Source organism: Paracoccus sp. 08 (assembly GCF_024105395.1).
In the GTDB taxonomy this organism is placed as follows: Bacteria; Pseudomonadota; Alphaproteobacteria; order Rhodobacterales; family Rhodobacteraceae; genus Paracoccus; species Paracoccus marcusii.
Genome location: NZ_WEKR01000045.1, coordinates 1 through 11,464, shown reverse-complemented (window position 1 = coordinate 11,464; position 11,464 = coordinate 1). Strand labels below are relative to the sequence as shown.

General features: G+C 55.3%; 8 protein-coding genes, 2 pseudogenes and 1 other annotated feature. Of the genes and pseudogenes, 5 read left to right on the top strand and 5 right to left on the bottom strand.

Annotated elements, in window-relative coordinates:
* Nucleotides 1–229, top strand: a 229-nt coding sequence (locus GBO37_RS13470) for a transposase (protein ID WP_252929549.1), incomplete at its 5' end; no start/stop codon positions are given.
* A 253-nt stretch (nt 230–482) separates the two neighbouring features.
* Here GBO37_RS13470 and GBO37_RS13465 read toward each other — a convergent pair.
* Nucleotides 483–3,041 carry a hypothetical protein gene (locus tag GBO37_RS13465; protein WP_252929548.1) on the bottom strand — a complete coding sequence of 853 codons (2,559 nt, stop codon included), beginning with the start codon at nt 3,039–3,041 and terminating at the stop codon, nt 483–485.
* A gap of 401 nt (nt 3,042–3,442) precedes the next feature.
* Entirely contained in the window at nt 3,443–3,688 is a 246-nt protein-coding gene (locus GBO37_RS13460) for a hypothetical protein (RefSeq protein WP_252929547.1), read from the bottom strand.
* A gap of 169 nt (nt 3,689–3,857) precedes the next feature.
* Here GBO37_RS13460 and GBO37_RS13455 point away from each other — a divergent pair, with 169 nt between their 5' ends.
* Both GBO37_RS13455 and GBO37_RS13450 read left to right on the top strand, forming a co-directional pair.
* Nucleotides 3,858–4,202: a hypothetical protein gene (locus GBO37_RS13455; RefSeq protein WP_252929546.1), complete on the top strand. Its 345-nt coding sequence runs from the start codon at nt 3,858–3,860 to the stop codon at nt 4,200–4,202.
* 101 nt (nt 4,203–4,303) lie between these two features.
* Nucleotides 4,304–4,477 carry a transposase gene (locus GBO37_RS13450; protein ID WP_252929545.1) on the top strand — a complete coding sequence of 58 codons (174 nt, stop codon included), beginning with the start codon at nt 4,304–4,306 and terminating at the stop codon, nt 4,475–4,477.
* 114 nt (nt 4,478–4,591) lie between these two features.
* On the opposite strand, the pseudogene GBO37_RS13445 reads toward GBO37_RS13450, so the two are convergent.
* Nucleotides 4,592–5,646 (bottom strand): annotated as a pseudogene (locus GBO37_RS13445) (IS3 family transposase); the annotation flags it as partial.
* Nucleotides 5,249–5,365: a sequence feature (AL1L pseudoknot), on the bottom strand. It overlaps the preceding pseudogene by 117 nt.
* A 688-nt stretch (nt 5,647–6,334) precedes the next feature.
* On the opposite strand from GBO37_RS13445, the gene GBO37_RS13440 reads away from it, so the two are divergent.
* Complete coding sequence (locus GBO37_RS13440; protein WP_252929544.1) at nt 6,335–7,606, top strand: CAP domain-containing protein; 1,272 nt, start codon at nt 6,335–6,337, stop codon at nt 7,604–7,606.
* 192 nt (nt 7,607–7,798) lie between these two features.
* On the opposite strand, the pseudogene GBO37_RS13435 reads toward GBO37_RS13440, so the two are convergent.
* Nucleotides 7,799–8,952 (bottom strand): annotated as a pseudogene (locus GBO37_RS13435) (IS3 family transposase).
* 301 nt (nt 8,953–9,253) lie between these two features.
* Between GBO37_RS13435 and GBO37_RS13430 the strand changes: the two are divergent.
* Nucleotides 9,254–10,456 carry a Hint domain-containing protein gene (locus tag GBO37_RS13430; RefSeq protein WP_252929542.1) on the top strand — a complete coding sequence of 401 codons (1,203 nt, stop codon included), beginning with the start codon at nt 9,254–9,256 and terminating at the stop codon, nt 10,454–10,456.
* A 785-nt stretch (nt 10,457–11,241) separates the two neighbouring features.
* On the opposite strand, the gene GBO37_RS13425 is transcribed toward GBO37_RS13430, so the two are convergent.
* Nucleotides 11,242–11,464: transposase (locus GBO37_RS13425; RefSeq protein WP_252929378.1), on the bottom strand; the 223-nt coding region annotated here is incomplete at its 5' end.

Below are 11,464 nucleotides of genomic sequence, written 5' to 3'. Positions count from 1 at the left end.
GTATCGTGAAGCATTGCAGGACAAGGGCATCACGCCATGCATTCCTGGCCGGAAATCCCGAGGCAAGCCCGTCACATACGATAAACGCCGCTACCAGCGGCGCAATCGTATCGAGATCATGTCCGGCAGGCTCAAGGACGGGCGCCGCGTCGCGACCCGCTACGACAGGTGCCCGAAGGGCTTTCTGTCCGCCATCGCTCTCGCCGCAACTGTCATCTTCTGGCTTTGAAAATTAACAAGTCTGGAGCCTAGAATGGGATGTGTGCCATCTAGATCTGAAATATTGCACGTTTTCCCCATAGAAAGTTATAGGATTGGCACAACTAAGGCAGCTATCTATTTGTCCGGTTGAAACGCTGCGAAAAAGGGGCCAAGCGCGATATGCATATGGCCCCTAGATACGGATTTAATATTAGTTGTTATGCAGTGGCTTAGCAAGAATACTGTATTTTTTTAACGCGCATTAGCAGCTAGGCTAGTTTCTACGGCATAGTTGGAAGACGGAAGCCATGGACCGTCATCCGGTTTTCATTTGCATAATCAGCCGCGCTCCAGCCCGCCCACGACTGGTGGCGTTCAATTGTGGCGAAGGTTGCCATCCCCGTGGTTGTATCCCAAATAAAGCCTGCGCCCATATCGGCGTGGCGAACAGTCTCGAATACTTTACCGTCAATAGAGAATTCGCAGCGATCGGCAAAGAGTTCGAACTCCAAACGTTGAGGAACGCCCAATTTGAATTCGCCAAGCTTTAGCTGCCGGCGATCCGAGGATGCTCGGCCGCCGCCAGTTCGGGGCATATGCACGGCCGGAGCCCAACCGATAACCCCGTTTTGCTTCACCAGTTCAAAATCAAGCTCCTTGCTGTTGCCTGCGTAGGTGAAGAATGCATTGACTGCGGTTGCTGTTTCGCTAGTGACGACAGCGCCCCATTTGCCGATAGCGCTGGTAGGCCGGTTCAGTTGAAGTGCGCCATTAAGCCAACGGCCCTCTTCCATGCCAGCCGTAATCGCGACCGACTTTGCGTCTGGATAAACAACACGGCGGGGCGTACCAAGGCTCCCGCCAACGCCATTGCCTCGATCGCCCCCCGCCCAGTTCGGCAGGAAGATGTTTACCCCACCTGCGGCCGACCAGTCGAACTGAAGATCCTTGTCGATCTTGAAATCCTGCGTGGCACGATAGCCAGTCGGCAGAATTTGCGGCGACGGGGTCACGGGCGGCGTCACCGGGGGCTGTACCGGAGGCGTGACCGGCGGTTGAACCGGTGGCGTTACTGGTGCAGGCGTGGCAGGCTCAGCGGCAAGATGAGCCTTAAGCGCGGTGGTAATCGTGTTCAAGCCGGACAAAATCTCGGTCAGCAGCTTCTGTTCAGCCATGTTGGTCTCCTTGGGGCTCGGTTCCAGATCGGGGGTCGGTGCAGGATTGGGCTTGGGGTCGGGTGTGGGATCGACGACCGGCGGCTTGGGCGTCACGATAGGTGGCTGTGGCTGAGGAGTGGGGATGACCGGCGAGGGGACCACCGGTGCAGGCGTAATGTCAGGTTCAGCCATCGCAGCCATAATGGCATCCCAACGGGGGTTGCTGTCCGAAGCATGGCGTAAGCCGCCCCAGAACCCGTGCCTGCTGGCTCGTTCCATTTCGACAAAGACGTTGAAGGCCTCGCCCCCTGCCGCTTTGAAACCAGCGATAGCGCGAGTATAAAGGGGCTTCATATGAGCTGAGTAATTGAACTTTTCGATGAAATCCAAAAGACCCGTGTTCTGGTTCAGGACACCGTGATCCGGCGTGATATGAGTTCCCCCTTCATACATTACCAAACGAAGGCCCGCTTTATCCGCAATGGCTTTCTGATCGCGCCATTGGCGTTCTAGTCCGGTGATCTCGCGATCAAGCACGCCCGCCATGCGCTCGAACGCCTGAGCCTCGGTCAAGCTAGTGCGCCAGTCCTGAACTTGCTGTGCGCCCAAACCGTGGCCGAAATATCCGGTAACAGCGTAATCGTCGAAACGCAGTCGCGGAGCCCGGCGGCCTTGCTGCATCGCAACCCATTTTGGTGCTTCCAGCATACCCTGTTCAAGACCCAGCCATGCGGTATGGGTCGTGATGACCTTGCGATGACGTCCGGTTGTCCCAGAGTATACCTGGTCAATCAATATAGCCATCTCGGACGCTCGCGCGCCATAGAACTGCATCCATCCATCTTGATTTACGTAGTCAGGCCACAAACGTAGAGCTTGTTCATTGGCCCACTGCGCCTGCCCGAACATAAAGTTCCAGACCTCATTAGAGTACTCGTACCGCGCCGTTAGATCAGCACGCAAGTTCGTACGGACGTATTGGGCAAAGCGAGTGATGTAATCGTCGGTGGCAAGATGCGGAATACAAAACCAAGGATCGGCGCCAACTACGTTGCACAGCGCCACCATCACCTCGACAGGCGCGCCAAGGACGTAGCTGAAAGACGAGACAGGTGTGCGGTCGGCCCAAATACGCTGCTTGCTGTTATTTGTGCCCATCCAATCCATAAAGCGCAGCAGCGGGAAGCCGCGTATCTGCTGGAGCCAAGCAGGTCGGAAAATCTCACCCGCAGCGTGTCGCGCAAGATGATCCGTCCGCACGCATGAAACCAGCTTTATCGGGTTAGTTGGGCTGATCGCCGTCAAGTCGATCAAGACCATATTGCCGCCAGAAGCGCGATAGTCGAACTCCAACCAGCCAGCGCCGCGGGTGACGCCCCCTACCCCCTGAACAGATACGGTACCATCGCCGGTCCACGCCAGTCTGTATCGTCCATTCAGAGTTGTGTCTGCCGCGTTGATTTCGCACAGGACAATCGTTCCAACCCGATTGGCGCCGGACGGAATACGGATTGGATTGCCATTACCATCCAGATGGCCACCTGATTTCATCGCATCGCTTGACGTTTGAACCCAAGCTGATGCAGAACGACCCTCCCATCTACGCCCGCATTTTAAGACATTTATGAAAGGTTGTGCAGCGGAATAGTCCGCCAAGCCGCTGAGGCCGACGAAAATGCTCATTACGTGTCCTTCCTGAAGTGAATTTAGAATGGGCTGATCAGCAACGTTCCGCGATGAATTGATTTACAGTATGGAAACAAGTAATTAATAGTTATCGCAGAACATTGCAGAACCCTTTTTTAAATTGAATTTATTAACGATTGCATAACAGTGCGCGCGTTGCGCATTTCGGAAATCCAAAATTTAATTTTTAAAAAATATTTTTATAATTCACTTCCAAAATTTATATTGCATCGTTCTGCTATACTATATAAAATTCTTATAAATATTGATAAGCAAGCCGGGCAGAACGACGAACTCATGTGGTTAATCCGCCTCCTTCTCGGAATCACAAAACCATAGCTGACTTCCGGCGTAACAGCGCCCCCAGCATCCGCCGCAATTGTGCTCAGTTCGTGAAGCTACGCCGCTGGCTCAGGCATGTCGGATAGCTCCTGCGTGCCACCGACGGGAGAAAGTTCGGGAGGTAAGAACAGCCGGGATCGCAACTTTACCACGGGCAAGACCACCAGCCGCATCGTCCACTTGGGAGGGAACATAAACCACTTCATCCCGGAAATGTGCAGGTTGATCGACAGGAGGACGGTGAGGTTGGGGCCAAAGAGGTTGAGTATTTGGCTAAGCGTTATGGGGATGTCCGGCAGCATACCTAACACCTACGCGCAATGGGTCGGGCCTTGCCCGATGCGCTGGACGGGCAGATATCGCTGACAGTTCCCGATGCCCGCGCCATGGCGACCAGCGCCAGGAGCAGCGGCATAGTCGGCTATAATGTCCAGTCTGCCGTCGACACCGAGAACCACCTGATCGTCGCACATGAACTCACGAATCGGTCATAACCGTGTTTTTTCGGTGCCGATGGCAAATGAGGCGAAGGATGCGTTCCGTCGTCACGAAATGCATGTGCTGGCCGATAACAGAACCTTCAGCGGTCGACAGAGCCTGACCCGCCATGGAATCACTACTGCAATCCCGCGCCCCGAGACATCGGGCGACCGCCTCGACATGCTATATGAAAAGGCGGACTTCGCCTATATGACCGACACGGGTATCTATCGTTGTGTCCTGCAGGGGAAGCACTATCGTATGACCAAAGAACCGAGGAAGACGCCTTGGAACTTGGCCGCCGCAGGACCAGCGTGGGTGGCACATGCCCCATGAAATCGCGATTAACGACCGGCAAGGAGCGCCGAACCGCAAGGTGGGCGCATGATCACTTGGTATAGGCGGCACGGGCGAGGCTGATCGGACCGACTGAACCAATGACGATGCGCCGAGGCACGGTCGAGCACTTGTTTGGCTTCATCAAGGCGTGGATGGGCACGTTCCACTTTCTTACCCGACGGCTGAAGAACGTGAAAACAGAGATTGCGCTGAACGTCCTCGCCTACAACATCGAGCGAATGATCACGCTGATCAGGGCCCAGGGTCGGTGAGTGCTCTGACGCCTGAACGGCGCTGCTCGTTGTGGTTTGTTTGGAAACGCAAGCTAGATCTTCGCGCTTAATTCCCTCAGGTGACGACACACGCTGACGTTTCAACACAGCCTACGCCCTTTTTAGCCCGTTGATCGTCTCCGCCAGCGCGTGATCATAGCTGTCATCGACGCTGCCCCATCGAAGGTTCGATTTCGGCCTCGGCCAGCCGCTCGCTGTAGCGAATGGATAAATAATGCGGCTCCTTGCCGCTATGGTGGACCATCCCCACCCCAACCCCTTCGCCGGGACGGCACTCGTAAACCGCCTGTTCCAGCGCATCAAGAGACCGGCATGCGCCGAAGTGCTGACGCGTCAGCCCACGATCCGGCGAGCATAGGCGTCGATGACAAAAGCGACATAGATGAACCCCTTCCAAGTGGCGACATTCGTTAAATCGCTGACCCACAGCCTGTTCGGCGCAGGCACCCAAAACTGGCGGCCCGCCTTGTCTAGCGGACAGAGCGCCTTCCTGTCAGAGATTGTCGTCCTATGCGGTTTGCCGCGGATGATGCCTTGAATACCCATGCTATTCATCAGCCGCGCGACCGTGCAGCGGGTCACATCAAAACCCTCACTGCGAAACTGCCGCCAAATCTTCCGGACGCCGTAGACCCGCCAGGCCTGCTCAAACACACGCCGGATCTCGAGGCGTAGCGCCTCATTCCTGCGCGCATGCTTCGATCGCCTGGCGGGATCAGCCGGCCTGACCTGTTGATCGTAATAGGTGAAGGAGGCAATCAGCAGAACGCTGCAGATCGGCTCGACCCCGTGCGCATCTCAGTGCGCGGCAATAAAACCCACCATTACTTCGACCGGCGGTCGAGCTCCGCAATCACAAAATACGCTGACGCATTGCGGAGGATGTCATTCGCCTGGAGCAGCTCGCGGTTCTCTTGTTTCATCGCCTTCATCCTTTCGGCCAGTTCGGTTGGAACGCTCGCATGCTTGCCGCTGTCGACCTCGGCCTTCTTGACTCAGTCATTCAGCCTATGCGCCCAGCAGCCGATCTTCGCGGCGATCGATACGATGGCTTACAAGCGAGACTGGTGCTGGCCTTCGCTGTCCAGTACCGGCCGCACGGCGCGGTCGCGCACTTCGGGCGAAAACTTGTTCGTGGTCTTGCTCATGATAATCCATTCTACTCAGGAGTTGGATCCTCAAGCAAACCCGGCGCAGTAACTCCGCTGGGTGCAGTGACAAGGTGGTACACCGTCACGGGAGATAAGAAGACCGCAATAATTGCAAAATGTAAACACCCGACACGACAACGAGCTCGCGCCAGCGCGTCGAATACCAACCGAGAAACAAAAGCAGCCCGAACGGATAATAGAGAGAAGGACGCTGACAGCCAATGTGAGCCAATGGTTCGATGATCCAGCCATCTCCAAAATAATAATACGAATGGGCGGGACAAGGGCCGTCTGACTAAAACGGACACCCATTGCTGAAACGGATTTTGATTCCATACACAAGACATCAGGGTCCCTATGAATAGTGTTGAGAAGCCAAGGCGACGTATCCGGAACAAGGTGTGAATGTTCCGATGCCCCGCGTTCATACCGGCTGTCTGACCGACCATAAGGCCTGTGGCCTCACTTGACCGGTGAGCGCGGCCAAACCTCCTCCAGTCCTTGGGCATTGTATCAAAATGGCCATTCTTTGAGAGCATCGCGATGACCAACCGTGCCCATTTATCACAACCGAGGTATCAAGATAATCAATCCTGAATTGTTCACATGATTATTATACAATCTAAAGGAGATGTTTGCGTTATGCTCACACTTGATGCTATTTGCTCTCGAAAAGGATAGATTCATGAGCTTTGCGACTGCCCAAGAGCGCTACTTCGTCCAGCTAGTGAACAGCACTCGCCTCGAGAACGGCCTTGCCCCGCTTAAGATTGCAAGACCCTTAAATGCGTCCGCCGAACTACATAGTCAGTGGATGCTCTCTGCCGACGTGTTTTCACATACGGGTGCAGGTGGATCATCTGCGTCTGATCGTATGGCGAGGGCTGGCTTCCCTATGTATGGGGAGAGCTGGGGCACAAGAGAGAACTTGGGGTATGTCCAAGTTCGTGGCGCTTCGGACCTGACTGACGAAATCAGGCAGCTGCACCAGAACCTCCTGAATAGCCCAAGTCACTACCGGAACATCGTGGACCCTAATATGGAGTTCATTGGGATCGGTCTGGAGATGGGCAATTTCCAGGGCCATACGGTTCTGATGGTCACTCAGAACTTTGGCCGGACGACAGGGCAGCCAGCGTTGGATACTGGTGTTTTTGGAAGAGGCATTGTTCCGGCGATCGACTCGAGTGCAGAAAGCCGCAGCGAATGGCGTGACGATACATTCGACGGTGTCGTCAAGACCTCCTCGCCAGATGGCCTCGCCGTGCAAGGAACCGCCCGTTCCGACGACTTTCAGCTTGGCGGTCGTGCCGATCTTGCTCGAGGGCTGGCAGGTGACGACTGGATTCATGGCGGAGGTGGGAACGATACCCTTGACGGTGGGCAAGGAGATGATCGTCTCATCGGTGGTTATGGCTTTGATGAATTGTTGGGCGGGCTTGGGAATGATGTCCTCGATGGAAACCAGGGCAATGACCGACTTGAGGGTCATGGCGGAAATGACCTTCTATGGGGTCGAGAGGGCAACGATACCTTAAACGGCGGATATGGTTTCGACACTCTCATCGGTGGGAATGGCAATGACGTTCTGAGGGGTGGAGGCGGCAACGACAAGTTGGTAGGCGGCAATGGCTCCGACACCCTTCAAGGTGGCGCCGGAAATGACACGTTGATTGGATCACAGGGTAACGACCTGCTCAATGGTGGCGCTGGTGCCGACACGTTCGTATTCCACGCGGGCAGTGGTTCCGATATGATTACAGACTATCAGGTCGGGATCGATCGACTCATGATCGACGATGCTATCCTTCGCCAGTCTGTTCCAGCGTTCTACAACGATGTCATCAGGGAAACTCCCACTGGGGCGGTCTTAGATTTTGGAAACGGAAACGTCATTACGCTTGTTGGGCGAGGCATAAGTGCAGAAGCAGTTGCAGACGATATCCTGCTCTTCTAGGCTTGCCGTCTCTCGTTTTGGTGCCGATCTGGAATCCATATGAGCCTGTGCTTGAGGCACTAGGTTAGTATCAGCGCGGCAGGTACGGGGGACCGCTTGAGCGGTCCGTGACCTAGTTGCAAATCCCGTCGTGCGACCTGAGACCCGACTCTCCTCCAGCCATTCGGAGAATCCGCGGGTTGATTTCTGGGGCTACGCGGCGCGCATTTCCAGCCCCTTCATTGCCCCAAACTCGGCCGGGGTCATGCTCCCGAGGCCGGAATGCGGGCGGTGGTGATTGTAATCGTCCTGCCAAGCGCGGATCTGCTGCCGGGCCTCGCCGAGGGTCGAGAACAACGTCTCGTTCAACAGCTCGTCCCGGAACCGCCCGTTGAAGCACTCGATGAAGCCCCTCGCCATGGTTCTCGGACCAGTGGCGGACACATGGCTCGATTCATCGGCTTTCCAAGCGCGATGTAGTGCCATTCGATCCCGGTGCGCTGGCACCAGGACAGGATCGCCATCGAGGTCAGCTCCGTGCCATTGTCGCTGACCACCATGGCGGGACGGCCTCGCCGGGCGATCACGGCGTCGAGTTCGCGAACGACGCGATGCCCCGACAGTGACGTGTCCGCCACCAGCGCCAAGCACTCTCGGCTGTAGTCATCGACTACCGCCAGCACCCAAAACCGGCGTCCGTCCGTCAGCGCGTCGCTGACGAAGTCGAGGCTCCAGCGGATGTTCGGCGCATCCGGCAGCAGCATCAGCCGACGCGTGCCAAGGGCGCGCTTGCGGCCGCCCCGGCGGCGCACCTGAAGCTTCTCCTCGCGGTAGAGCCGCCTGAGCTTCTTGAGGTTCATCACGATCCCTTGGCGTTCGAGCATGATGGGGATGCGACGGTAGCCGAAGCGCCGCCGCTCTGCCGCGACGGCCTTCATCGCTACCCGCGCCTCGGCGTCGTCGGGGCGCATGGCTCGCGATCGCGCACGCTCGACCGATCCACGGCCAAGGCTTGGCACGCCCGGCGCTGGCTCACCCCGTGGATCTCCACGACATGCGCCACCGCCGCCCGCTTCACACCGGGCGCTACCATTTTTTTGCCGCGACATCCTTTAGGATGGCATTGTCGAGCATCGCTTCGGCGAGCAGCTTTTTGAGCTTGCCGTTTTCCTCCTCCAGCGCCCTCAGCCGTCGCGCATCCGACACCTCAAGCCCGCCATACTTGGCCTTGTATTTGTAGAATGTCGCAGAACTCACCCCGTGCTTGCGGCAGACATCGGCCGTAGGCATCCCCTCGACGCAGTGCGTCGACTCTGCTCCTTCAGCATTGCGATGATCTGCTCCTCGCTGAACCTCGATCGCTTCATCGTCCGTCTCCTCGGTTTCAAGCGGATTCTATCTCAAACTGGAGGAGGATGCGGGGCTCAGGACACAACACCTCAGCGTAGGCCCCAACAGAGTCACAGGTAGCGAACTTCCGCAGCCGACTTTTCCAAGAGACAACCACTGGGAAATCACCCCAACCAGCTTCCAAACAAATTCTTAATAAAATGTTAGGATTCAACTAAACGGTGTGGTACACAACCTTAAGGACACTGCGCACTGACCTTCACGCCTGCTTCATACTCCGCATTCAGCGGGGCCATCGGTGTATAGGAAGGAATTCGCATGCCCTTTATTACGCAGATCAACGGCGCAACTATCGATCTTGAGGCTGACACGCCAGTCGTGACACTGCCTCAAACAGGCGTCTTAAATAGTTTTGGAGCATCCAGAGAAATTGAGGGCTACAACGTCCGGGACGATGGAAGCACAACGACGACAGCGCCAGGGGAGGCTGTTGCTCCGATTGTTGCAGATGAGCCTCTCCAAGGAACCTATCAGGGAGGCGTTGAGTTTTCCAACGCTGCGCTTACGATTGGCTCCCCCCTGATCGTTAGCGTACAAGTGCGCGTTAATCCCATTTCCGGCAGCTATTTTGTAGATAGCAGTGGAAATGTTTTCATCATAACAGAAAATCCACTTGATGCTGCAAATCTGACAGCAAGCGCAACAATAACCAGACCAGGTATACCTAACCCGGTGGTTACCGAATTGGTAAATGCTCCACTTACCGAAGTTGTCTCAAATCCCCTGATTTCAACTCTATTTCCAAACGGCGTGAATGGTATAGTAAATAACGTCATTACAACGCAAGACCCCGATCCTGACGCTGTCTTGGTAGTTGATGAGGACGATATTGTTGGCTTCGTTTGCTTTGCAAAGGGAACGACGATCCTGACTTCGCACGGCTACATTCCTGTTGAAGACCTAAGAATCGGCGACATGGTGACCACCAAAGACAGTGGAGATGTCGCAATCACTTGGATCGGATCGCGCAAATTAAGCGCTTCGATGTTGACGGCTTTCCCAAATTTCAGACCAGTTCGTATTACGTCTGGCGCCTTGGGTAGAGGACTGCCTGCCTATGACCTTTTGGTCTCACCTCAACATAGAATACTAATTCGCTCAAAAATTGCCGAGAGAGTTTCAGGTTCAAGCGAAGTTCTCGTGGCGGCAAAGCAGCTATTGCAGGTTGACGGCATCGACATTGCGAAGGATCTGAATACCGTCGAGTACTATCATTTCATGTTGGGCCAACATGAGGTCGTTACTGCAAACGGCGCTGAAACAGAGTCGTTGTTTACTGGAAAACAAGCTCTTAAGTCTGTTGGTCAAGCAGCTCGAGCGGAAATTCTAGCTTTGCTCCCGCAGCTTGCAGAGCCTGGCTATCAGCCGAGGGGGGTACGTCGTCTTCTATCTGGTCGCTTGGGTCGTAAGATCGTGTCGCGGCATCTTCAGAACAAAAGACCACTTGTCGCAAAAATTTAATTACTAATCAAAATATCTAAACGCCTCGCAGTAACGACTGTGGGGCGTTTTAATGATGATTTCATAGCGTGCATGAGGCTCTACGGCAAGATAGGGATGAAACAGCCGATTATAAACCCATCCAGAAGGATAGTTCAATCATAGGCATCGAATCGTTCCAATGGTCAGTCATTCCGGGTCTGGTATATAAAGAATCCCGCCGCCGAACTGACGCAACAACCGATCGCCCGGCGACTAATCAACTATCGTATCCCACGCCGCCAGCATCACGCTCAGTTCCGTTGCTGCTAGGGGATACCGATCGCATTGGCAATCCTCACAGCAAGTGATGTAACAGGGCCCGGTTCTCCGGGAAGATTGACGCTTGGATTTGGTGGCGGAGCATGGTTGTCACCTTCCGCGCAGATAGAATGGAAAGAGAAAATTCAGCAAGTGCCCGGGTTCATGCAAGCTTAGCGGGTAACTTGGTTAGATGAAAAAATGCGAATAGCGTGGCCCCATATGCATGCGCTCTTGTCGTTGTCCTGCCATTGAATAGGGTGTCAAAAAAGGGTGGCACTCATGAGCGTGTATATCGTCGGGGGATCAAACTCGCTGTTCCGGGACGGCTGGACAACGTATCTTGGTCCCATCACAAACCTGGCGGTGGGAGCAAACACCACATTGTGTGGTACGTACCGCTGCTTGCAAGAACACGGACCTAAATGCGGTGACACTGTTATCTGGGAATACGGACTGAACGAAATAATTCACTGCCGTTGACCTGCCCCCCGATCGTCCCTCGTTCATAATGAGAGTCTGCCGGTTTGAGATTGGTAGTCGGGGGGTGGTTTCATGGCAAGCGCGCCGGGCGCGGAGCCATCAGGGAGCGCAAGCGTCCGGCGCGCTTCGAGCGGCGTCAGGTTGCCGAGCGAGGAGTGCGGCCTGACAGCGTTGTAGTCGTAGCGCCAGAGGGCGATCTTTCGGCGCGCGTCGTCCAAGGTGTCGAAGATCTCCTTGTTCAGCAGC

What these genes read in the sequence shown, in the direction of transcription:
- GBO37_RS13465 (WP_252929548.1), bottom strand. Translation starts at nt 3,041, where the DNA reads ATGAGCATTTTCGTCGGCCTCAGCGGCTTGGCGGACTATTCCGCTGCA.
- GBO37_RS13460 (WP_252929547.1), bottom strand. Translation starts at nt 3,688, where the DNA reads ATGCTGCCGGACATCCCCATAACGCTTAGCCAAATACTCAACCTCTTT.
- GBO37_RS13455 (WP_252929546.1), top strand. Translation starts at nt 3,858, where the DNA reads ATGAACTCACGAATCGGTCATAACCGTGTTTTTTCGGTGCCGATGGCA.
- GBO37_RS13450 (WP_252929545.1), top strand. Translation starts at nt 4,304, where the DNA reads ATGACGATGCGCCGAGGCACGGTCGAGCACTTGTTTGGCTTCATCAAG.
- GBO37_RS13440 (WP_252929544.1), top strand. Translation starts at nt 6,335, where the DNA reads ATGAGCTTTGCGACTGCCCAAGAGCGCTACTTCGTCCAGCTAGTGAAC.
- GBO37_RS13430 (WP_252929542.1), top strand. Translation starts at nt 9,254, where the DNA reads ATGCCCTTTATTACGCAGATCAACGGCGCAACTATCGATCTTGAGGCT.